The organism is Bacillus andreraoultii, from assembly GCF_001244735.1.
GTDB lineage: Bacteria > Bacillota > Bacilli > Bacillales > Caldibacillaceae > Caldifermentibacillus > Caldifermentibacillus andreraoultii.
This window is the reverse complement of record NZ_LN868937.1, coordinates 324052-349702: the sequence shown is the minus strand read 5'-3', so window position 1 is coordinate 349702 and position 25651 is coordinate 324052. Positions and strand designations below refer to the sequence as shown.

Sequence of the window (25651 nt, the reverse complement as noted above, 5' to 3'; positions counted from 1 at the left end):
AATCCGTATAAATTATAACACAATCCTACAATTTTTGAATGGTTTTATTTGTTAGGCTAGGTATTTATTTGAAACTTGAAAAAGCTGTATACAATATTGTAATTTGGTAAATTTATTATTAGGAGTCACAACGACTACACCAGTTGGTATTCTTAAGTTAACAACATTCATTGCCGTTTATACAAAAAATGTCGCAAACTTGCTCCCAATAATGGGTAAATTTGCGACATTACTAAATTTTTAGCCATTTAATGCTTTTAAAAATGTTTGCATTGCTTCTTCATTGTATGTTTTATAATCAAATGATTCTGGTTGATAATTAGGATGATTTGCGATATATTCTAATCCCTCTACTAAACCTTCAACACTATCCTCGACTAAATATCCATACCTACCATTCTCTAACACAGTTCGGTTGGCAACAATATCTGTGGCGACAATTTTCATTCCAAGTGTCATGGATTCCAGTAGTACCATCGGCTGACCTTCATAATGGGAAGAAAGTACAAAACAGTCACATCTTTTAATAAATGGAAACGGATTGTCAAGTTGCCCCATCAGAAAGACCGAATCATTTAATCCAAGTTTGTTGATTAAAGACTGCAAATCGTCTTTTAGAGGACCTTTCCCTAAAATATATAGCTTACTATTTGGAACATCATGATGGAATTTTGCAAAGGCTTCTATCAAATTACCTTGTGCCTTTTCTGGGGATAGCCGTCCCATATTGACAAAGTTTAAATCATTCTTATTTGGATACGAAATAAATTGTCCTTCTACTTGAAGACCAAGAATGTCTGTAATTTCTAAATCACCCTTCCGAACCCAACCAAGTTCTTTTCCATCCAACTCAATAAATAGATAATTCCCTGTAGTAGATACGGCCTCTTTCGTAACAGTCACAACAGTATCACCATTTAAATGTAATTGCTTTGCCTCTCCAGAACCAAAGTAATTATCCCATACATCATGTGGCCCATTCGTAATAAATTTTGCCTCTTCTAATAATTTCTTCTCATTTATTAAAATTGGTTCATCGATAATTTCAAATACCTCTTCTTTTAACCACCCACTTATTTTACCTGCAATACTAAAATTATAGTAGGTTCCTGCCTTCGTTTTGTGTATCTTTTTAATCTCTGCAATTTCATTTTGATAATCAACAGCCGCTGCCTTTTCTTTCGTATTGTAATTTGGATAAGCCTTAGTCCAAATCTTTTCCGTTCCTGGGTTGGCAATCTTTGCAAAAGTTTTTTCGTCAAAGGTAGATTCCTCAAGTGTTCGATTCTCTAGATTGTTTATAAAGCCACGGTAATCTCCGTAATTTCTTGAAATCAGCCATTTACGGAGCATATTAATCTTAAATTTTGTAAATGACCTCATATCCTCTAAAATGGTACACCTATTGAAGATCTTTATTGCACGATTATCTATCCATCCAATTCTCTTTCCTTTTATATTAATTCTGCAGTATATTCCATGAATTGTCTCGATTTCCTTATCGATAGATACAATAATCCCTTTATATTCATGTGCCCCGGAAACCTTGATATTATCTTCCATCTTGTAAGGCTTCATCCAAATTTGGTGACCTCGTACATTCGACACCATACCTAATTTGTCTACTTCGGTTTCAGAGATAATTTCGTCATACGTTAATTCTACCGCGCGACTATCAATCCAGCCAATTACTTGATGATTGTAGGTGAATTTAAACAAAAGCTGATCATTAACGGTTGCCATTCTTATTACTGAAATATGAGCATTTTCAAACGTATCATCTAATGTAAATTTCCTTGCATTTAAAAAGCCTGGGAGTGTATTCCAAACAGGAAATTCTTTTACATTTACCAATATTGCATTTGATTTCAGATTTTCAGTTTCAATATTATTCAATTCACTTTCATTTTCTATCTCATCTTCGGTATGAATTTGAAGGATTTTTTCAGGATTTATCGTATTTAAAACATAGTCAAACTTATCGTAATCCGCATATTCTATAAGATTTTTCCGGTTTAATTCCATTGTGCCTTTTGAAACACTAACAAGTTTGTCAAAGCGATGATAGACCGAGAACAAACCTCTTAAGTTAATTCTATGTGGTCGCTTCCCATTAATTTTCCTTTCACTGTCTGAAAGTAGATCATTATGCATAAAGCAAATTTTACTTTTAGCATCTGTCGCAAGCAGGTATTTTGCCCAGTATAAACTGTAACCACTAAAATCAATTGCATAATCAAAGTGGGTATTCCCAAATAAACGTTTTTGTTCCCGTTCATAAGCTTTTTCTGGATATAATTTTTTTCCTAAATATCCTCTTTCTCCACGATTATGAACAAATTTATCTTTATAAATTTCCCAAAGTGAAAAGGCCGGTAATCCTGGTTTAAATAGGAAACGGACATTTTTATTTACTCGATTCATATTTTTTAAAATTTCTTCTGATTTAGGTGCTTGTGTAAAACAAGTGACATCGAAACGGTTAAAATCAATATTGTTCATTAAATTTATATAAGATGATGTAATACCATTATCTCTTAATCCCCCAGGGTAAATGAGGATTTTCTCTTTTTCTGGATTCAAACATGTAACAACTTGAACATCATTAAATTGTTCATTAAAGATCGCATTAACAATTCGTTCAGTAACCTTACCATCTTCATATTTTGTAAATTGTTTTTGCATATTAACATAATTCTTTTGGTAATCCTTTTCAACTGCATCAATGTTTTGAATTGCTTCTATCAATTCTTTACAAGTGTAAAGAATTGGACCTGGCAAATCTTCATTAGAAATATACTGGCCTCTTTCCTCACTATATACATCAGCATCCCAAGTATAAAATAATATCGGTCGACCTGTAACAAGGAAATCAAAGAAGATACTTGAGTAGTCAGTTATTAAAATATCAACAACCGCTTGTAATTCATTTGGATCTATATAGTCAGGCACAAGTTTCTTTTCTAGTTCAGGGTATTGAAGGGCTTGCTTATAGAGAAACGGATGAACTTTTACAAGTATATTATAATCTTTACCAACCTTTTCTTCTAACGCCTTCATATCGGCAATAATTTGTAATACATCGTTATTTGCTTGAGATACATTAGTTCCTTTCCACGTAGGAGCATATAAAATATTTTTCTTTTGTCGGTCAATTTCTAATCCTGCCGAATACAATTCATTAATAAATGCTTCTCGATTCGTGTTTAACGTTAGGTCAATCCTTGGATATCCTGCCTCGATAATTTTCCCTTCATAAAGTCCATCTAATTTATAACTTTCGGTAAAAACCTTTGTTGTATGAGGATTCGGACTTAATATATAGTCTGCTGATAAAAAATTCCTTAATACATTTTGCGATAGTGCTGGGCTACCTGGAATGTCAAAGCCCATATGTTTTAATGGAGTTCCGTGCCAAGTATTTATGTACTTTTGCCCCTCTTTATGAATGTAAAAAGATTGAAATGTTGAATTATTGATTACATATTCACAGGAAGCTAAGTATTTTATATAATCCTTAGAATTTCTCTTTACAAATTTAACATTCGGGATACTTTTATATTTTGATATTACTGGATCTAATGCATCAAAATCTTGTACCGACCAAATATGAACGTACTCTTTAAATTGCGGATTGTTTAATAAATACTTAAAGATTGCGTACGGACTGTCAGTAATACTATTTCCGTCACGACTTTCATATAAAATTGTGTTCTTTTCAATATCCAATTGATCATAATACTTAGCGTAAACATTAACGCGTTTATGATTTTCCTTAACAAAGTAATTCTGAATGGGATCTTTTATAAAGTTAATTCTTCGTTTTAGTACCTTTTTGTTCACGCCTTATGCTACTCCTTTTCAGAACCGAATTTTAGAATTTTCGTCTATATATAACTGCATTATTATAGCATATTTTGTCGAATATTTAAGATAATATTTATATTGCCTTTAACCTGAGTCAGTTAAGTTCGTTACCTCTTTTGTAAGGCACCCGTACCCTTACTACGTTTTTCTAAAATCATTTCTTTATATTTTTTCTGTTCTTCTGCAGACATTGCTTTAAAATCTTCCAAGAATTTTTGGTAATTATTTAATACTGTATTCACTGCATCGTACTCTCTTATTTCGCCTGCTTCTAACCATATTGCCTTATTACAAAATTGCTTCACTTGTCTATTGGAATGACTAATGAAAAAGATTGTTTTACCTGTATGTTTAAACTCATCCATCTTTGCTAAACATTTATTCGCAAAGGTTTGGTCACCAACAGATAAAGCTTCATCAATGACTAAAATATCTGGATCGATATTAACCGAAATTGCAAAACCAAGTCTTGATTTCATACCACTAGAATATTTTTTTACAGGTTGGTCGATAAAGTTTCCAATATCAGCAAAATCAATGATTTTTGGTGTTAATTCTCGAATTTGCTTTTTATCAAATCCTAGCATTAGGCACTTTAGTTCAATGTTTTCAAGCCCCGTTAGATTATTATTCAATCCCGAATTTATTGCAATTAACGAAGCTTGACCATTTATTTGAATTTCTCCATAAGTAGGAGATGTTATACCTGTTATGAGATTTGATAATGTTGATTTACCTGCACCGTTTATTCCTACGATACCAACAACATCCCCTGGACTAGCTGTAAAACTTATATTTTGAACAGCATAGAAGTCTTCACCATATCCTTGTGGAAGGATTAAATCAAGCATTTTTTCCTTATTACTTTTATACATCTTATACTTCTTTGTAACATTTTTTAATACGATTGAATATTCCATAGATAACGCTCCGTTTTTTAATTTCCCTTTTTAACTATAGCAAAGGATAAATATTATTGTGAACTGGTATGATTTATTACAATTACAAAAAGAAGTGCAAGCTTTTTGATACTTTGCACTTATTTATTTTATTCATTTTTAGGCAAAATCAAGTTTTTCATTCTCAATAGCAGATTATTTTTCCAATCATCATTTTGAATTGTTGTATCACCAAGTTCAATTGTAATATTTCGCCAATAGACTTGACCGTTTTGCATCAAGTAGGGACCAACTTTTAGAAACTTCCCTTTGCTTGGCTTAACAACACGCGTATAACGTATCCATTGCCTATTTGTTATCCCTGTTATATCATCCAGCAATATATTTTCACGCCAAACGGCATCCTTCTGTAATACTTTATCAATTTGGTTATATGTTCGCAACGAGAATACAAACCGGTCTGCATCGACTTCCATAACATCCTCCACTTTTATATCAAATGATATTGTATACTCCTGCTCACCATCTGTATTTATTTCTATTGGATTTGACCAAATCTGTCTATGGGCTTTTTTCGTTAATCCTTTATTACTAATTTTAACTATATTCGATGTAGGCTCGTCCTCCTCTGGATTCTGGATAACAAAATTATCCTGCCAGTAACTCCAGAAAGATTTACCTAAATTAAATGATGGATTTTTTATTAAATTTCCGGTTGTTTCTATACTACTCGTATATTCTATATCCCTCTTCGTATAAAGATCATGAAGAATGATACTAAGTAACTTTGTTGTAAAGTCTTCATAAAAATTGTGTGTGTAGTGTACATAAAAATATTCCCATATATGATTCTCATCTGATAGATATTCAGTATCGTAATTGATAAATGCGACATCCTCATAGTGATCTTCAAAGTACTTATAAAAATCATCAAGCCAATGATTAATTTGATTCACATCAACGCTCTTGTATTTACCAGACTCACTAATTTTCTTCTTTTCTTTACCATCCTTTGTCATATAATAGTCCGTAAAGTGCACTTTATTAACTATAATTTTTATCTTCGGAAAGTCCTTCCTCATGTTATCCATAAATTGATCAACGGACTGTTTCCATAATCTCATAAATTCATTATAATTCTTGTCAATCTTTACTGCGTTTGCTACTTCAAATTGGGAAAAGAATGGCGTTCTTTTAAAAATATGTGTTTTGTCCGTCACAAAGCTATTTCCTATTTTTACAACACCAAAATACACATCAGCATAAAAGTCTAAAATTAAATAGTCTGGATTCTGAATCCGTAGAGAGTCCCATACACCTTTTGTTAATTCAGTGAGGAGTATTTGCTTATTAAAATGATCAATGTCTCCTTCTAATTCAATTGGTGTAAAAGGAATGGGGTCTCCCATTAGCGAGATCATTGACATATGGTTTTGTGTCAAAACACAATGATAAAATTCCTTATAGTTCTTAATAAACTTCGAATTAAACCCATCTCGACTAACACAACTTCCTATAACCGCAATCTTTACTTTACTCATTGTCATCTCCCATCTTCAGTTTGCCTTATCTCATTTTCAACCTAAAGAAGGATGTAAACTAGTTTCTCTTTTATCCATCATTAATTATAAGAAGTCAACTAGATTCTTTCTAAATTTCACGTGTAATGCAGACCCAATAAAGAATAACAGTATAATCAGAGACCAAAAGTATATAGTATATAACCAATGTTCAATAAAATACCATCCAGTTCCAAAGAATGCCGAACGATAGCCTTCTATTAGGTAATATAAAGGATTTAACTTTATAAGGGTAACAATTTTACTATCACTTATAACTGAAGAAATTGGCCATAAAACTGGCGTAAGATAAAGGAACATTCTTAAAATAGCATTCAAAAACATATGAACATCCCTAATTATTGTCGAGAGTGTTGAAGTTATCAGAGATATTGAAAATAAAAAGACAAATGTAGCAACAATGAAATAGAATAATTGTAAATAATATATGTTTATATAGTAACCCATAAATTGTAGTAGAATAATCGATACTAATAACATAACTAGATGCACGTAAAATTGAGAAAATATGACATATGTAGGTATAATGCTCATCGGAAAGTTCATTTTTGATAACATACCTAGTCTTGTATAGATTGACTTAGATCCTTGTATAGTGGCCTGATAGAAAAAGTTCCATATAATAAAACCACCTAATAACCAAGCAATAAAAGGGACATCTTTATTTGGCATTACTTCTATATTCGCTCTTCTACTTATACTTCCAAAAACAAACCAATAAATTAAAATTTGGATAAAAGGATTAATAAATTCCCATGCAACCCCTAAGTAATTACTTTTATTTCTACTTTGCAATTCATACCACGAAAGTCTCATAATCATATAAAATCGATTTATTTGCTCTTTTAACACAACAGTAGCTGATTTCATAGTTAATCCCTTCAAGTCTATTTTCACTTCCAATCATACTTTTAAAATTATACTAATAATATACATAAAAAACAACATTCCACTATTGTAAGTATGTGTCAAGAGTTTCTCGGTCTTGTTTTTACACCAATACTTCAGGCACTCTATTTTTGTACAGCTATTTCAGCTACCGCGCTAACGCTTGCTGGCCTAGAATAATTTGTTCGGTTCTAAAAAACAAGAACCAAACAAATTATTCTAGGGTACTTCTATTACCGAAAACATTTTAATAATTTCCCTGTCGCTGTTGAGTGGGCGACGTACAAGCTTATACTACCGTTTTTTACACCGATAGAAGGTTGTGTAGGCTGGCGTAATACTTGAGACATACGAATGGTTCTTTTCACTTCACGATGCTTTCTTTCACTTCGTCCTTGTGCCTTTAAATATACGTCTCGCAAAGTTCCGTTGATTATCCCTTGTTTTACTTTTACCATGGCCTCCGCACCTTCTTTACTCCAATGCATACCTCTTTTCTTCATCCTGAAAGAAATACGGCGTTGATTCGACTCCATTCCACCTAACCCACGCGCATCTTTTGGATGACTTTTCACTTTATCTCGCCAATCAAAAATCCGATCCCAATTATTCAAAATATAACCTCGAAAATCATTTACTTTTTTTATCTCTTTTTCGTCGGTTAGCATACTTTCAAATGTATCCAAATATAATGAAAAGGCCTTTTTATCATGGTCTGATAAAGCTTGTTGAATAGACCCCTTGAATTTATTCTTTTTCCAGCCTAAAGCTCGGTTTAAGGCTTCACCTATGTGATACGAGTCTAATTGATTTAATACTTGGTGTTTCGACTGTGAAAAAGCCTCTTGGAACTTCTCAGCTGTATATCCTCTGCCCTCGTCACTATTCGTAATTACATGTGTATTTTCTATCGAATATTCATTGGCAGAAAAGGCCTGAAATTCCTTCCAAAACGTGTTTGTTGGCTGGGTTGTCATAATTACCTTTTGGTTTCTCAAAGAGACGCGCTTGCCATTTTTATTCCATCCCTCATAAATAATCCCGTGGCAAACTTCCATCTGTTTTTTTCTTTCTGTCCCCCGAACAAATACACCATCAGCTTCTGCATATAAAAAATCAACTTTCTTTCCTTCTGGCAACGATGCCGATTCTTCAAGTTCATCCACCATTTCTTGGTCAGCCTTTGCTTGGGCCTCTCCAACCTTTTTCACAATATTACCGACTGTTGTATGGCTAACATTTACAGCCGACCATTCTTTTAAAATACGTGCAGATTCACGGTATGTATTTTCACTTGCTAATTCAGCTACCTTTACTTCCACCAGAGGGCTATACCTTTGATGTTTTATGAACCCTAGCCACTCATCTAAGGGATAGTGTGGATTTCCATTAACATCATGCATAAGCGTCCTCTTAAAGCGAACAGATCCGAAAATAAATTGGATTGTCTTCTCATCGTTTCTTTCAACTGTCCAATTTTCCGTTTGCTTATTTTCTTTGATTACTTGATTAATATTAGTAAAAACATCCCCAACTAATGATGCGAATGTTTCATACATCAAGATTTGAAGTTGTTCCTCGAATTCAATTAAATTATTTGTTTCCTTTATTAATCCATAAATTCTTGATATAATTTTATCCATGAGAAGGCCTCTTTCTAAATGTATTAAGCCTGGTAGCTTACATTTATATTAGAGTGCCTTCTCTTTTTTTGCCAGTTAATATTTTCCAAAACGTGGTATTTTAACCCCCGAGTAATATTTTACACATATCTATTGTAATTATATAACTCAAAAAAGACCCACAGATAATGATTACTTCTGTGGATCTTCATAAAATATTATTTATAGACAGGAATTTCTAAATTAAGATAATACACACCAATATCTTGGTACAATCTGTACATTGTATTAATTTGTTTATAAGCCCAAGCTATGTCAGTAGCGTATTGGTGTGTTGCATACTTATAAGTATCCATAGCAGATGGATTCCAACGCATTTTATATAATGTATTTTGACCAGCTTTGACATAGTTATTACCAATAAATGCCGCTCCACCAATAATAGCTTTTTCAGGCGTTGTCCATCCTTCACGGTATGCTCTTTCTGCAGCACCCTCATATGCATTACTATCTACTGCACCTATACCAAACATATTGTAAACAGTCTTGTTGTTATATTCAAACTTTGCATATTTCCCATTTCCTGTTTCTAATAGAGCATGAGATAAAAGGTAAATATCATTAACGCCATATTTATTCGCTGCATCAATAAAAGCTTTTCCGAGGTTGTCTAAGTCACCTTTTCCTTTAAGGTATGCATTAAGTTGACTCGCCGATGCTCCACTTGGTTTTGATAAATCAAGAAACTGAAACACTTGTCTTGAATCGTTTACGAAGTTGTTTGGGTTCAAATAGTAGAGAACATCACTTTCGATGGCATTTACCCAAATATTATGTGGGAATACGATAGCAACCCATTCACCAAGATCTTTCACTATTTGCACTTGGTTTCCACTGTATAACGTTCCTACTTTGGCAAAACTTGTTCCCGGTCCTTTTCTTACATTAAGAGCGTTAGCGGTAATTTTACCATTCTCTACATATTCCTTAGAAACATAAGCATACTTTTGATCTGTCTGAGGTGGAGTTGATTTGATATTCATCTGCATATTTAACGCTTGAGATAAAGTGATATTGTATTTTGAATATAAAACACTGGTCACTTTTTCAGTTACGTTATTTTTATGGATATAAATTGTTTTTCCAGCAATTACACCGCGATACCATGTGTTGTTGCCTACATCCATTGTTAAGCCAATTTCAATGGCTTGACCTTTGTATTTTGATAAACTCTTGAATATAGCATCGACATTGCCACCCCACGGTTCAGTGTACGCCCAGCCAGTTCCTTTTAAATATAAAGTTTGTTTTGTAGTACTTATTGTTTTATATGCATGGGTTGTTAAGTCAGATGATTTTACCCATCCAACGACACCACTATTTGGTTTTCGGCTAAGTTGATAGTAGGTTGTCCCATTTACAACTGCTTGTTTACTTATATAGTAGACATGGTCCGCATAGCTTGACCCCGCAGTACCATATTTCATAGCAACAAGATCTTTATAGATGCGTACCTGGGAACCCTTCATCTTACCTAGTCTACTCGTTTGGCTTTCAGTTATGGAAACAACATTATTTTTATGGATGTAAACTGTTTTTCCGTCAATGACTCCACGATACCATGTATTATTTCCAATATCCATTGTTAAATCGACTTGGAATGGGTTACCCATGTACTTTTTCAGGCCTTTAAATATAGCATCGACATTGCCACCCCACGGTTCAGTGTACGCCCAACCTGTTCCTTTTAAGTATAACGTCTGTTTTGTAGTACTTATTGTTTTATATGCATGGGTTGTTAAGTCAGATGATTTTATCCAACCAACGACCTCACTATTTGGTTTTCGGTTAAGTTGGTAATAGGTTGTCCCATTTACAACTGCTTGTTTGTTTATATAGTAGACGTGATCCGCATAACTTGATCCCGCAGTACTATACTTCATAGCAACAAGGTCTTTATAAATACGTACCTGGGAGCCCTTCATCTTGCCTAGTCTACTCGTTTGGCTTTCAGTTATGGAAACAACATTATTTTTATGGATGTAAACTGTTTTTCCGTCAATGACTCCACGATACCATGTATTATTTCCAATATCCATTGTTAAATCGACTTGGAATGGGTTACCCATGTACTTTTTCAGGCCTTTAAATATAGCATCGACATTGCCACCCCACGGTTCAGTGTACGCCCAACCTGTTCCTTTTAAGTATAACGTCTGTTTTGTAGTACTTATTGTTTTATATGCATGGGTTGTTAAGTCAGATGATTTTATCCAACCAACGACCTCACTATTTGGTTTTCGGTTAAGTTGGTAATAGGTTGTCCCATTTACAACTGCTTGTTTGTTTATATAGTAGACGTGATCCGCATAACTTGATCCCGCAGTACTATACTTCATAGCAACAAGGTCTTTATAAATACGTACCTGGGAGCCCTTCATCTTGCCTAGTCTACTCGTTTGGCTTTCAGTTATGGAAACAACATTATTTTTATGGATGTAAACTGTTTTTCCGTCAATGACTCCACGATACCATGTATTATTTCCAATATCCATTGTTAAATCGACTTGGAATGGGTTACCCATGTACTTTTTCAGGCCTTTAAATATAGCATCGACATTGCCACCCCACGGTTCAGTGTACGCCCAACCTGTTCCTTTTAAGTATAACGTCTGTTTTGTAGTACTTATTGTTTTATATGCATGGGTTGTTAAGTCAGATGATTTTATCCAACCAACGACCTCACTATTTGGTTTTCGGTTAAGTTGGTAATAGGTTGTCCCATTTACAACTGCTTGTTTGTTTATATAGTAGACGTGATCCGCATAACTTGATCCCGCAGTACTATACTTCATAGCAACAAGGTCTTTATAAATACGTACCTGGGAGCCCTTCATCTTGCCTAGTCTACTCGTTTGGCTTTCAGTTATGGAAACAACATTATTTTTATGGATGTAAACTGTTTTTCCGTCAATGACTCCACGATACCATGTATTATTTCCAATATCCATTGTTAAATCGACTTGGAATGGGTTACCCATGTACTTTTTCAGGCCTTTAAATATAGCATCGACATTGCCACCCCACGGTTCAGTGTACGCCCAACCTGTTCCTTTTAAGTATAACGTCTGTTTTGTAGTACTTATTGTTTTATATGCATGGGTTGTTAAGTCAGATGATTTTATCCAACCAACGACCTCACTATTTGGTTTTCGGTTAAGTTGGTAATAGGTTGTCCCATTTACAACTGCTTGTTTGTTTATATAGTAGACGTGATCCGCATAACTTGATCCCGCAGTACTATACTTCATAGCAACAAGGTCTTTATAAATACGTACCTGGGAGCCCTTCATCTTGCCTAGTCTACTCGTTTGGCTTTCAGTTATGGAAACAACATTATTTTTATGGATGTAAACTGTTTTTCCGTCAATGACTCCACGATACCATGTATTATTTCCAATATCCATTGTTAAATCGACTTGGAATGGGTTACCCATGTACTTTTTCAGGCCTTTAAATATAGCATCGACATTGCCACCCCACGGTTCAGTGTACGCCCAACCTGTTCCTTTTAAGTATAACGTCTGTTTTGTAGTACTTATTGTTTTATATGCATGGGTTGTTAAGTCAGATGATTTTATCCAACCAACGACCTCACTATTTGGTTTTCGGTTAAGTTGGTAATAGGTTGTCCCATTTACAACTGCTTGTTTGTTTATATAGTAGACGTGATCCGCATAACTTGATCCCGCAGTACTATACTTCATAGCAACAAGGTCTTTATAAATACGTACCTGGGAGCCCTTCATCTTGCCTAGTCTACTCGTTTGGCTTTCAGTTATGGAAACAACATTATTTTTATGGATGTAAACTGTTTTTCCGTCAATGACTCCACGATACCATGTATTATTTCCAATATCCATTGTTAAATCGACTTGGAATGGGTTACCCATGTACTTTTTCAGGCCTTTAAATATAGCATCGACATTGCCACCCCACGGTTCAGTGTACGCCCAACCTGTTCCTTTTAAGTATAACGTCTGTTTTGTAGTACTTATTGTTTTATATGCATGGGTTGTTAAGTCAGATGATTTTATCCAACCAACGACCTCACTATTTGGTTTTCGGTTAAGTTGGTAATAGGTTGTCCCATTTACAACTGCTTGTTTGTTTATATAGTAGACGTGATCCGCATAACTTGATCCCGCAGTACTATACTTCATAGCAACAAGGTCTTTATAAATACGTACCTGGGAGCCCTTCATCTTGCCTAGTCTACTCGTTTGGCTTTCAGTTATGGAAACAACATTATTTTTATGGATGTAAACTGTTTTTCCGTCAATGACTCCGCGGTACCATGTATTATTTCCAATATCCATTGTTAAATCGATTTGGAATGGGCTACCCGTGTACTTTTTCAGACCTTTAAATATAGCATCGACATTGCCACCCCACGGTTCAGTGTACGCCCAACCTGTTCCTTTTAAGTATAACGTCTGTTTTGTAGTACTTACTGTTTTATATGGATGGGTTGTTAAGTCAGATGATTTTACCCATCCAACAATCCCACTATCGGGTTTTCGACTGATTTGATAATAGATTGTTGCTCCTATAACTGCTTGTCTATTAATATAGTAAACATAGTCTGCATAACTTGATCCTGCAGTACTATACTTCATATTCGCTAAGTCCTGATAAATTCTTACACTGGAGTTCTTCAACTTACCTAATCGATTGGTTGAAGTCTCGTTTTTTAACACAATATTATTCTTGTGTATATAGACCGCTTTCCCATCGATTGTTCCTCGATACCAAATATTGTTACCGATATCCATTGTTAAGTCGACTTGGAATGGGTTACCCGTATACTTTTTCAGGCCTTTGAAGATTGCATCAACATTACCACCCCATGGTTCAGTGTATGCCCAACCAGTCCCTTTTAAATACAGGGTTTGTTTTTCGGTACTTATTGTTTTATATGAATGGGTTGTTATATCAGAAGCATTTACCCAACCGATAATATTTTGTCCGCTATTAACACTTCTACTAATTTGATAGTATGTTTTACCATTTACCACCGATTGTTTGTGGACATAATAAACATGATCTGCATAACTCTGACCAACTGTACTATAGGAATTTATGTTTGTTAAGTTTTTATAAATCTTAACATTTGAATCCTTTAATTTCCCAAGTCTATTTGTAGCGGTCTCTTGAATAGAAGTAGTTTTTGGCAGTTTTTCCTCTTTGCTCTCAGTTTGCATTTCAGCTGGAGGAACACTTTCAGAAGCACTTGAATTCTTGAGGTCATTTTCCTCATTTAAATTGCTAATATCTTGTTCAGATAGATTAGCCTTTACCTCATTTTCCTCAACAGTATTTGTTTCTTCTATTACAGTATTATTTTCAGTTTGGTCACTATTAGTATCTATTTCTCCTGATGTACTAGCGGCCGCAACATTAAAAGAATATGTTGGTAACAATAATAGAATTGCAGACACCGTTAGGAATAGTTTTTTTAACATTCTCAACCTCCTTGTTAATTAATAAATACTACAGAACAGCACCCCTTATTTAGGCATTTCTAGTGAAAAGGGCCTATGCGGAGAATGTGTTTTTTTGTCAAAATCAGTCGTATTCTCCATAATTATCATTCTAATATAAATAATAGATGATTACTATAGTATTTTGTTGGAATTACATCAAAATACTGATATTGTAAAATAGTTAACGAATATTCAGTGCTAATTTCCTATTAATTTCGAACCTGATAATCAAAAAACCCGCCCTCATCGGACAGGTTATTTTAGAAGGTTTAAGAATATTCCAAGATGTCACGTTGCTGTATCACTTATAAACCGGCACGTCTAGATGTTGCGGTTCGAGGTTGAGTTGTTTGTATAAATTGTATAGTGTGTTCACTTGTTTATAAGCCCAGCCGATGTCGGTTGCGTATTGGTGTTTGGCGTCACCGTTTTTCGCCGCGCGATCGGGGTTCCAGCGCATTTTATAAATGGTGTTTTGTTTAATTCCGTAACTGTTTTTCCCTTTAATATATTCATTCCCGATGAATGTGGCTCCTTTTGTAATAGCATCGTCTACGGTAAACCAGCCTTCCTCGTAAGCGCGTTTTGCTCCCTTATTAATCGCATCACCGTCAAATGCACCAATACCAAAAACGTTATATACTAATCTTCCTTTATAGTAGACACCTCTTGCTAGCTCTGATGTCCCGTTATTCGTTTCTAGCAAAGAATGGGCAAGTAAGTATAAGTCGTTTATGCCGTTTTCTTTGGCTGCTTCAATAAATTTCGCGCCTTTTCCTTCGAGAATTCCTTTCCCTTTTAAATAATTATTTAGTTGGGCTGCTGTTGCACCACTTGGTTTACTTAAGTCAAGGAACTGAAATTTTTGTTTTTCGTCATTTTGAAAGTTTTTCGGATTTAAATAGTATTCTACATCTGCCTTCTCTGCATTTCGGAATGTCGTGAAATTGATTTGATACCAGTCGCCTGATTTCTTAACAATTCGTAATTCCGTTCTTGCTGGCAAGGTTGCAAAAATATGACTCGTTTGGTTTGGTTGTGAGCGAACATTTACTTTTGCAGCTGTGACTGAAGAACTTGATGTTGTTACTAACGCACTATTCACATAGAGTGTTTCGTTATTATATTGAATTTGGTACCATTTCGTTGTGTTATATGCTTTATCCCCTTGTACTTCTTTTATTATTGTTACGACGGTATCTTTATCAACGGTATACTTTATATTCGCCTTCGCATCTAATTTCGGTGTCGTCCGCAAATTTGTTCCATTCGTATTAATTTTTGATTCTTTATTCGTATTTGTTTTGACATAATCTGCATGAATATACGCTGGTGCGTTGCGGTATTTATCCGTTTGCGGTGCGGCTTTCATTTGGATATTTAGTGCATTTGTAAACGTAAGATTGTAATTTGTGTATGTTATGTTTGCAGTATTTTGACCACTTGATGAACTTGTGTTTCCTGGTGTACTTGGCGTGCTTGGTGTTCCTTTCCCGCTCGATGTGTTTTGGCCTCCTGATGTGTTTGAACTTCCTTGTGGATTTTTGCTACTAAGTTGTGCTTGTTCAATCCATACCGTTTTTCCTTGTAACGTGCCACGATACCATGTTGTTTTTCCAACTGTTTCGGTTAAATTGATACTGAAAGCCTTCCCTTTATAAGCAGTTAAGCTTTTGTAAGTAATATCCTTCGAGCCGCCCCATGGTTTTGTGTATGCACTCCCAGTACCCGTTACATAAAGTGTTTTCTTTTTATTATCAACCGTTTTGTGAGCCTGTGAACTGATTTGTTCAGCTTTTACCCACCCGATTGTCCCTTTAGATGCACTCGGTTGTGAACTAATTAAATAATAGACTTGGTTGCCTACTTTTGCTTGTTGCTTCATATAGTACACGTTATTTAAATAATTATTTGCCTTTAGGGTCGTCTTCGGGTTCCCGATTGTTTTATAGATGATTGCATTTGAACGGAGCTGACCTAATCGGCTCGTGCTACTTTTATTAATTGCATTCACTTGACTTGATTGAACCCAAATAACGGTTCCGTTTAGTAGTTTTCCCCGATACCAAGTTGTTTTCCCAACAGTTTCAGTCAAATTCACTGTCATTTGTTGGTTTGCAAAACTTGATAAGCTTTTATATTGGATGTTTTTCGAACCGCCCCATGGACGAGTGTAACCAGTCCCTGAGCCTTTTAAAATAAATGTCTTACTCTTATTATCTACGGTTTTGTGTGTGTTTACAGCAAGGTCCTTTGCATTAGCCCAGCCAATTACACCCTTTGTGGCACTAGCTTGCATACTTAATAGATAATACGTTTGGCTACCTACCTTTGCTTGCTTTTTTATGTAATAGACTTTATCTGTTCGTGATGTGCCCGCTGCCATGTAAGATGACAGTTTCTTTACGTTTTTATAAATTCGAACCTTGCTACTCTTCAGTTTGCCCAGTTTGCTCGTGTTGCTTTCTGATACTTTTGTTGCAGCTTGAACGATATGTGAGCTTAATATAGAAGGCAATGTTGTTTCGAACGGAATGGTAGAAATTAAAAATAAAACGGCTACAATTGGAATCATCATTCGACTATGTTTTTTCATCATCTTCTTCCGGTTCTATGTCCTTTTTACCAGGACTAACCGCTCCCCACCTTTTTTACTAGAAAAGATGCTAGTATTTTTCTCTAATATAAAGCATACTCGCACTCTATGACAATATTTTTTCTATAGTTTTTGTCAAAATAGGACTATTTTATCTAATTGAAGCATATTTTAAGAGATAACGGAAAGTCTAGTTTTTACTTGAATTGGCCCAAGGTCCTATACCATCTTCACCAAACATCCAGGGAAAAACAAAAGCCCGCCAAGTATCCAGAGTAAAAAAAGAAAATTCAAGACGCTAGAGCCTCCAGATAACCAAGTGATTAGAGTTCGCCGAATAGAAAAAGAGCTTTTCAGCATGGATTTAGCTGCTGTGCCATCCTTACGCCTATGCGGATAGGAAAGTAGAATTGATTTATACTTTCCTATTAGCTAACTAGAAGCCCGTCCTTTGAATAATCACCGAAGCTAGATTTTCACCTAACTTTTGTGAGTCATCCCATATCGGGGCGGGTTGATTGAATATATAATAGTCTTGGAGGACATTTTCACCCGCATTCACGATCACTTGGTCCTTGAGATGGCTTTCTAGGACACTTCTAGTAATTTTCTCGCTCGTTTTGTCCTTGAGTACCCTCGTCTAGGACACTTCCGCCCATTTTCAAGCTCGTTTTGTCCTTGAGGCTGCCCTTTCCCTCGAACCACCTCATCTTTAAAGCGAGCAATCCCCCCCTTACAAAAAGTTAATTTCCTCTACTTGTAAATCGGAATATCGAGACGACTAGGTTTGATGTTTACTAGCTTGTAAAGGTCGTAAATCGTATTAATTTGTTTGTATGCCCAGCCAATGTCGGTTGCGTATTGGTGGGTAGCACTTCCATATCGAGCCATACCTTCTGGGTTCCAGCGCATTTTATAAATCGTATTTTGAATCATTTGCTGCTTGTTATTCCCATCGATATAGCCATTCGCAATAAAACGGGCCCCGCCAACGATTGCTTTGTACGGTGAATCCCAGCCATAACTATAGGCTGTTTTCGCGCCAAGATGATCAGGGTCATTATCGAATGCACCGATACCGTACATATTATAAACGGTTTTTCCTTCGTATTTAATCCCAGTTGCAAGTGGGGAAGTACCTTTTCCAGTTTCTAGTAACGCATGGGAAATTAAGTACAACTCATTCATTCCATACAATTTTCCAGCATCGATAAAGGCTTGTCCTTGACCGCTCAAAATTCCCATTCCTTGCAACACGTTGTTTAATTGATTAACTGTGATACCTGACGTCTTTGATAAATCAAGGAATTGAAACTTTTGCTTTTCATCGTTCATAAAATTTTGCGGGTCTAAATAAAATTTCACATCAGATACAGATGCGTTTCGCCAGTCACCTAAAGCAATTTTATACCAGTCCTTGCCAGTTTCTACAATCTTCACTTGAGTGCCTTTTTTTAATTGACCATACATATGACTAGTTGTACTTTGAGCAGCATAAATCGGTAGAGAATCAGCGGTTACGGTTCCCATTTGTCCATCGAGCTTAATATATTTACTACTCACATATGCTGGTTGGTTTCGGTATTTATCCGTTTGTGGTGTGGCAGCCATTTGCATGTTGAGTGCATCGGTTAATGTTATGTTATACATGCTATTCTTAACCATTGTCTGAGCACTTGACATTTCTTGTTCTCCTGCATTCGGATTTTTCACGGTAGACGGCGATTCTTGTTCACTATTATTAAGCGGTTCCGATGTGGACGGAAATTCTTGTTTTGTTGAATTCTCCGTTTTCCCTCCCGAATCACTTGTGCTTTCCTTCGATGTGTTCAAGTCTTGCCCAAGTTTCTCAGTGATTAATTCTGATTGAAAACCATAATGGCCTTCAACTTCACGTTGGCCCTGTTCCGCAACCTCTTTGCTATCAAACGCACTCGTAACAACTGTATAATACTGTTCTGTTTTTACTGTCTTACTCTCTGTATAGGCCCAGCGTTTCTTCTTAAAATACGCTTCAACTTTATCTTTGTTTTCACCAAGTAGATTGTCTACAGTAATTTGGTAGAATGTCTGTTTATTCGAGTTTACATTTGCCGTATAATAAGCTAGTTTTTTTGTTTTAAAGAAGTTTGTCGCGATTCGTAACTTTTCTTCGTCTTGAATCGGGTCTGTGACAATATCAAAATACGGTGTTCCTTTTTCTTTCGTTGTTTCAATTTTTGTGTCAATTGATTTTCCTTTAAAAAGACTACCTGCTTGATTCAATTTATATTGGTCAAACGTAGACTCTGATAGAATTGTATATTGAGTGATTTTTTTACCGGTTTTTTTTGCGTTGGCATTCCATTTTTTGTCTTTAAAATATTTTAGCCCTTTATTTATCTTTGTTTGATCGGTTTGTTCGCTCGATTCAATGCAAAAATGCGTTGCAAGTTGACCCGTTTTCGTCTTCGCGTATCGCCACTTTTTTGACTTGACGTACGCTTCTACTTTTGTCAAATTTGACCCCGACAAGCTTTTAACTTTCACATTGTAAACATCTTTGTTCTTCGTTTTTTCATACATTGCAGATACTTTGAAATGTTTTTGTAAATCCTTTACCCGGTTTTCGACGTTCTTTTTCCCACTAACATGATTCATTGTCAATTGATAAACACGCGTATATGTTATCGGTTTTATTGTTGCTTTCATCCCTGTTGTTTCTTGGAATGAACGTAGCACTTTTTTCGCTGTACTTTCTCCAGCAAAACTCCCTGATACAATTTTCACTACTTCTAATGATTTTCCCGTTTTTTTAACCGTTGCAGATAAACCTGTTTTCTTTGTTATATCTTGAGTAAGTTGTTTGGCAGTTTGATCACTCATATATTCGGTTGAAGTGAGGCGCTTTTTGTAGGCGATTTTGCTATTTTCTTGTACTCCTGCTGGAATTCCTGTTTTCGCTGTGAATTCTTTTGCATTCGTACTCGCATCTTCTTTTCCTAAATAAACACCAGAAATGATTTGTTCTGAAGTTTTCACGATACGAATTGGTTCGACTGTCACTTGATACCCTAGCTGTCTCAACTCATTTTGAGCTTGTTGTGCATCTACTTCAAGAGTAATATAGCCGGAGTAGAGGCGATAATATGGGGCTTTTTTTGTTGTTGGTTCCAGTGTCAAATTCCATCCTGTTTCCTTTTGTAAACGTTGTAGGGCATCTTTCGCACTCATTTGTCCAAGAAACTCACCAATTTGTATTTTATATTGCGTCGTTTCTGCACTGGCGTAAGAATGTGGGACTGTATTACTGAATAATATGGCCGATGAAAGGACGAATCCTGTTGCAAACTTTCTCATTATGATGAAACTTCCCCCTTATATACAGTAGGATTTAAATCTATTAAACTTGAAGTTTTATATTTGAAAACTTCTTCCATTATTATTCTACAAAAATATATAGGGGCTGTCGCTGTTAATTGATGGTAACGCTTCCCCGATGGGGAATGGAGCTACTAATTGTTGAGAAGTGATAAGCCTGAGTTGAGTGACGAGGAAATTGAGAATAGATGAAGGATAAAGTGACGCGGAAACGGATGAATGTATCGGATTTGGGTGGTGTGAAAATTGAAAATTGATATTAGCTGAATACCTTAGAAGCTCATGAATGTATCGGAGTTATGGACTAGAAATTCGGGGATTAGATAGAGATTTGGTGATGTGATAAAAGGGAATATCGGTGCTAGTGGACGTAAAAATAGAGGAAATGACGATGGCCTTCCACATTCCCTCTATGTTGTTAATCAAATCTCACCAAAATTTTATTGAAATAACCATTAACTATTAACCTTACTTCCCCTCCTTCATCACCTTAAGTAGAAATTGTGGTAATACGAGCATTCGTCTCCATCGTGTCGGTTGCTTGAAGAGTCGATAGAGCCATTCCATATGTAGGTTGATCAAAAGTTGTGGCGCGCGTTTCATTTCCCCAGCCCAAACATCGAAACTTCCACCAATCCCCATAAATAACCCCTTTTGAAAACGATGTAAATGTTGATGAATCCAATATTCTTGCTTTGGAAAGCCTAATGCAACAAAAACTAAATCAGGATCAAGATTTGCAATTTCATTAGCAATTTGCTCATCAGAAATATCAAAATATCCGTGATGGCGGCCAACAATATTTAACTCGGGTAATTGCTCTTTCATTTTGTGATAAGCCTTTTCCAATGTTTTTTCTTTTGCCCCTAGTAAATACACTTTCAACCCTTTCTCTTGAGCATGTTTTAACAATGCATTCATTAGGTCAAAACCGGCGACCCGCTCTTTTAACGGTGTTTTTAATAGTTTCGATGCAATGACAACACCAATCCCATCTGGAGTGATGTAATCTGCTTCTTGCAAAATTTGTAAATACTTTGGATCACGATTCGCCGCCATGACTAATTCAGGGTTTGCTGTAACGACGAATGTTTTTTGTTCCGTGTCGATTCGCTCCTCAAAAGCTGCCATAAATTCATCAAAGTTATAATTTTGAAATGGTATATTTTGCACTTTCACTGTATCCAAACTCATTCCTCCAAGTTATGGAAAAACCCATTTCCGCTCATTGGAAATGGGTGACCTTTTTTATTAATAAAACGCAAATAATCCGTTACTTTATCGCCGAAACCGACTTGATGGATTTCGCTTACCAGATATAAAATTCAATATCGGCCGGTAATCTGCGCTAATAATACCTGTAAGTTCGATAATAATCTCAACAATCAATAACAACGTACCGATGAGGATGGACGCACCCCAAATCGTTGCCCGTGTAAAAAGAATTGCGGATAAACTGAATAACGCACTTAACAAATAAATTAAGATCACCGATTGTCGATGTGAAAATCCGAGTCGCAATAAGCAATGATGCAAGTGAAACTTATCTGGATTCGTAATCGGTGTTTTATGAATAATCCGCCGTACAATTGCTGAAGTTGTATCAACAATAGGAATGGCTAAGATCATAATCGGTATAATAACTGAGAAAATCGCCGCACTTTTTGTAAAGCCCATGATGGAGATAACTCCAATCATATAACCTAAAAATAACGACCCAATATCTCCCATAAATATTTTTGCCGGATAAAAATTGAATACTAGAAAGCCTAACGTACTTCCTAATAAAATCAATCCAAGCAAAATAACTGTAAATGAATAATTTAACGATATCGCCAGTAGCGTTAAAGTTAAAATGGCAATGGACGACACCCCTGCAGCTAATCCGTCAAGTCCATCAATTAAGTTAATTGCATTTGTAATGGAAACTATCCAAATAACTGTAATTGGAATCGCAAAAAATCCAAAATGAATCATATTTCCATTAGGAATCGTAATAAAGTCGATTGTTAACCCTGAAAATACAGGAATACAGCTAGCAATGATTTGTCCAATAAATTTAACCCCTGCAGAAAGTCGGATAATGTCGTCTAAAAGGCCAATAATAACAATGATAAGCCCACCGGCAACAATCGGCCATACTTGTGTTTTATCTGGAATGAATAACATAATACCAACTATAAAGCTTGCAAATATCGCTAAACCACCTAATCGCGGCATCACTTTTGTATGAACTTTTCTCCCATTTGGCTGATCAACAGCACCAATTTTTAATGCGAATTCTTTTACAAAAGGTGTGACTAGGAGTGTAACAATGAAGCATACAACAACCGGTATCAATAAGAACTTCATTATCTTTACGTCCTCCTCATTTATTCCCGTATATATTAATGTCATCTAAACTGTTTCGGTTACAAAAAAATTATCATATCTTATAAAAGTCCACTTTAATTCTTTACTATTTTTATAATTTTTTAACAGTATCTATTTTATCTACTTCATCATAATGGATTCACTTTTAAAAATCAATACTTATTATCCCCGCTATTGTTACGTTTTTCAAATATTTATGTAAGGTTTTTTTCAATCTTAACATTCATTTACAAATATTTTTCTAAAATATTGCGTATATATATATCTTTTGAAAAGGAAAGAAAATAATAGATTGATAGGGAATATTGTCTAGTGGAGGGGATGTTTAAATTTGGGTTTCCTTGTTAGACATTTTTCGTCATTGGCGAGGAACCAAGGTAATGGGCTGGTTAAACTTACATGATTTGGCTTTAGTTTTATATCTAGATTAATAGATACAGGTGTTAATAATAAAGTTGTAACAGTTATTAATGTAACAATGTGGAATACCATTAACAGGACGTTTTACAGACATTATTATGAGTTTTTTATAAATTTCACAAAAAAATGTGCTGTAATAAATGAAATTGGAATAATAATAAATATAAGAATTAAAACACTTAAAAAATCAGCAATGGGGGTTAAAGGAATCCGTAAATTAAAAATATGATTGAGAATTTTAAGATAAATAATAAAAAAGATGATTGCCAATACATATAGTGGAAGATTGATTTTAAATTTACTCATTATTTCACACCCCTAGTTTTTTAAATTATAACAACTAAAATTGCTGGTGCGAAACCATAACCCGAGAGTGCTAATGAAAATGTGACAAATGTATGATTGTTAGCCAATTGAAATCGTGTAAGTTGAAGTAGAGAGACTCCATATATTTTTAATCTGAACAATCGTCTGAGTTCTCTAGCCAATAACAGAGTATAGACCATGCTAAAATAGCTCCATCACGTAATTTTCCACACTTAATATTTTTCAGTAACAACTTCTATTCATTGCTTTCATCTTCTTGAAACCCATTTCGTCATATCCCAAAATAAAGCAAGATAACCCAATGTTCGTAATAAGAATTTCGACCAGAGTTTCCCTTGATGCAACTAGGGGAACGGCTATACTGAGTTGCCGCATTACTACAACACGTTGAAGTTCTTTTTATTTTCCAATCATATGTAGTTACGTCCAAATTAGACTTACAACTCTAGCAAATCCATACTAGATTACAAATAAATAGGTATACTGGTTCGTTTGTCCATGATCATAAAGCGACCCTGAGAGGATTGCTTCCGATTTATTTATTATTCGACCTAAACAATTTTGACAAACCAACTCTTCTTATTCTTTAGTAGCTGTAATTTCTTTTTTAAGTCCACGATTTGCTGTTTTAAGTAATTAATTTCATCCATTTTCTTCTCTAATTCGTCCAACCGTATTTGGTATATAATTATCCCTCTCATTTAAACCTTTGCCTTGCTAGCCTTTCTATTGTCTAGCTCATTCCACTGTACTACGTTCTTACCCATGCAACCTAATCTATATTCCCGCATACTGATTTTGTTGGATTTTTTATTTTTATGGATGATCTATGGTAAAATGACTAAAAGGTGTAAATGATTTCATATACATAATTTTCCACTTTATATCATAAGTTTTTAGGAGGTTTCCATTATGAGAAAAGTTAGAAAAGCCATTATCCCTGCTGCAGGTCTTGGAACACGATTTTTACCTGCAACGAAGGCGATGCCCAAAGAAATGTTACCGATTGTTGATCGCCCGACAATTGAATATATTATCGAGGAAGCTGTTGCATCAGGAATTGAAGATATTATCATTGTCACTGGTAAAGGAAAACGTGCGATTGAAGACCATTTCGACCGAGTACCTGAATTGGAGAAAAATCTTCGTGAAAAGGGAAAGCTTGATTTACTCGAGAAGGTCAACTATTCATCGGAAATGGCCAATATCCATTATATTCGTCAAAAAGAACCTAAAGGATTAGGACATGCTGTTTTGTGTGCACGTAATTTTATTGGTGATGAGCCGTTTGCCGTTTTACTTGGGGATGATATCGTCCAACATGAAAAACCTTGCTTGAAACAAATGATTGATGAGTATAGTGAAACATTTTCTTCTATTATCGGTGTGCAAGAAGTACCAGAAGACGAAACCTATCGATATGGAATTATTGATCCTTTAACAAAAGATGGCAGACTGTACCAAGTGAAAAACTTTGTTGAAAAACCAGCACAAGGTACCGCTCCATCGAACTTAGCGATTATCGGTCGTTATATCCTGACACCGGAAATCTTTTTATTTTTGGAAAATCAGGAAGTTGGTGCTGGTGGAGAAATACAGTTAACCGACGCCATTCAGAAGTTAAACAAAATTCAACGAGTATTCGCTTACCAATTTGAAGGGAAACGCTATGATGTTGGTGAAAAAATCGGCTTCGTAAAAACAACGATCGAATTTGCCCTACAGCATGAGGATTTACACGATGAAGTCATCCGGTTTATGAAGGAGTTATTGACCGATGAAGAGTCAAGTGCTGCTAATGGGTTATCTGAGAATCAAGACGATGTGGCTGAAATATTGAAGTCGACATGAGATAGAGGGAACGTCTTCTCGTACCTCACTTCCACAACTTTCACGTGACTGAAATATTGAAATCATGATTGGGATTTGGATTGGACGATTGGGTGACTGGGGACTGAGTTGGATACTTGGGAGATTGAGTGACTGGGTGACTAGGTTGGATGCTAGGCGATTGAGTGACTGGGTTGGAGATTGGACGATTGGCCGTTTGAAGCTCGGTTCGAACGGCTCTATTGGGCAGTTACAAACAGGTTTGGGCATGTGTCTACCATGGAGACTCATTCTCGAGGACATTTGAACCCTGTTTCATGCCGGTTTTGTCCTTGAAGCCCAT

The 25651-nt window shown here is 35.4% G+C and carries 14 protein-coding genes; 3 read left to right on the top strand and 11 right to left on the bottom strand.

Translation table 11 applies throughout. The features are described 5' to 3' along the window. Positions 1-103: 103 nt before the first annotated feature. Positions 104-244 carry a hypothetical protein gene (locus tag BN2144_RS19860; protein WP_154665496.1) on the top strand — a complete coding sequence of 47 codons (141 nt, stop codon included), beginning with the start codon at positions 104-106 and terminating at the stop codon, positions 242-244. Here BN2144_RS19860 and BN2144_RS07015 read toward each other — a convergent pair. From BN2144_RS07015 to BN2144_RS06965, 11 genes are all read right to left on the bottom strand, one after another. Then, entirely contained in the window at positions 241-3843 is a 3603-nt protein-coding gene (locus BN2144_RS07015; RefSeq protein ID WP_033827546.1) for a CDP-glycerol glycerophosphotransferase family protein, read from the bottom strand. The two genes, BN2144_RS19860 and BN2144_RS07015, sit on opposite strands and share 4 nt — an antisense overlap. A 131-nt stretch (positions 3844-3974) precedes the next feature. Further along, positions 3975-4787 carry a teichoic acids export ABC transporter ATP-binding subunit TagH gene (gene tagH, locus BN2144_RS07010; protein ID WP_033827545.1) on the bottom strand — a complete coding sequence of 271 codons (813 nt, stop codon included), beginning with the start codon at positions 4785-4787 and terminating at the stop codon, positions 3975-3977. Between the two features lie 128 nt (positions 4788-4915). Next, positions 4916-6307, bottom strand: coding sequence for a DUF6270 domain-containing protein (locus BN2144_RS07005; protein ID WP_050632235.1), 1392 nt, complete (start codon positions 6305-6307; stop codon positions 4916-4918). Between the two features lie 84 nt (positions 6308-6391). Next, a complete protein-coding gene (locus BN2144_RS07000; protein WP_033827544.1) occupies positions 6392-7216 on the bottom strand; it encodes an ABC transporter permease in 825 nt (274 codons plus the stop codon). Positions 7217-7467: 251 nt separating this feature from the next. Continuing rightward, complete coding sequence (locus BN2144_RS06995) at positions 7468-8877, bottom strand: ISLre2 family transposase (protein ID WP_033827543.1); 1410 nt, start codon at positions 8875-8877, stop codon at positions 7468-7470. Positions 8878-9074: 197 nt separating this feature from the next. After that, complete coding sequence (locus BN2144_RS06990; RefSeq protein ID WP_050632234.1) at positions 9075-14381, bottom strand: N-acetylglucosaminidase; 5307 nt, start codon at positions 14379-14381, stop codon at positions 9075-9077. Between the two features lie 322 nt (positions 14382-14703). Further along, positions 14704-16998, bottom strand: coding sequence for an N-acetylglucosaminidase (locus BN2144_RS06985; protein WP_033827542.1), 2295 nt, complete (start codon positions 16996-16998; stop codon positions 14704-14706). Between the two features lie 753 nt (positions 16999-17751). Continuing rightward, positions 17752-20337 carry a glucosaminidase domain-containing protein gene (locus BN2144_RS06980; protein ID WP_033827541.1) on the bottom strand — a complete coding sequence of 862 codons (2586 nt, stop codon included), beginning with the start codon at positions 20335-20337 and terminating at the stop codon, positions 17752-17754. Positions 20338-20826: 489 nt separating this feature from the next. Beyond that, positions 20827-21552, bottom strand: a complete 726-nt coding sequence (locus BN2144_RS06975) for a WecB/TagA/CpsF family glycosyltransferase (RefSeq protein ID WP_033827540.1) — start codon at positions 21550-21552, stop codon at positions 20827-20829. 84 nt (positions 21553-21636) lie between these two features. Then, positions 21637-22710, bottom strand: coding sequence for a glycosyltransferase family 4 protein (locus BN2144_RS06970; protein WP_033827539.1), 1074 nt, complete (start codon positions 22708-22710; stop codon positions 21637-21639). Between the two features lie 537 nt (positions 22711-23247). Further along, complete coding sequence (locus BN2144_RS06965; protein WP_033827538.1) at positions 23248-23457, bottom strand: hypothetical protein; 210 nt, start codon at positions 23455-23457, stop codon at positions 23248-23250. 933 nt (positions 23458-24390) lie between these two features. Between BN2144_RS06965 and galU the strand changes: the two genes are divergently transcribed. Together galU and BN2144_RS20605 are read left to right on the top strand one after the other, a co-directional pair. Beyond that, positions 24391-25329: a UTP--glucose-1-phosphate uridylyltransferase GalU gene (gene galU / locus BN2144_RS06960; RefSeq protein WP_042337712.1), complete on the top strand. Its 939-nt coding sequence runs from the start codon at positions 24391-24393 to the stop codon at positions 25327-25329. Between the two features lie 160 nt (positions 25330-25489). After that, entirely contained in the window at positions 25490-25615 is a 126-nt protein-coding gene (locus BN2144_RS20605; protein ID WP_268258025.1) for a hypothetical protein, read from the top strand. Positions 25616-25651 lie beyond the last annotated feature (36 nt).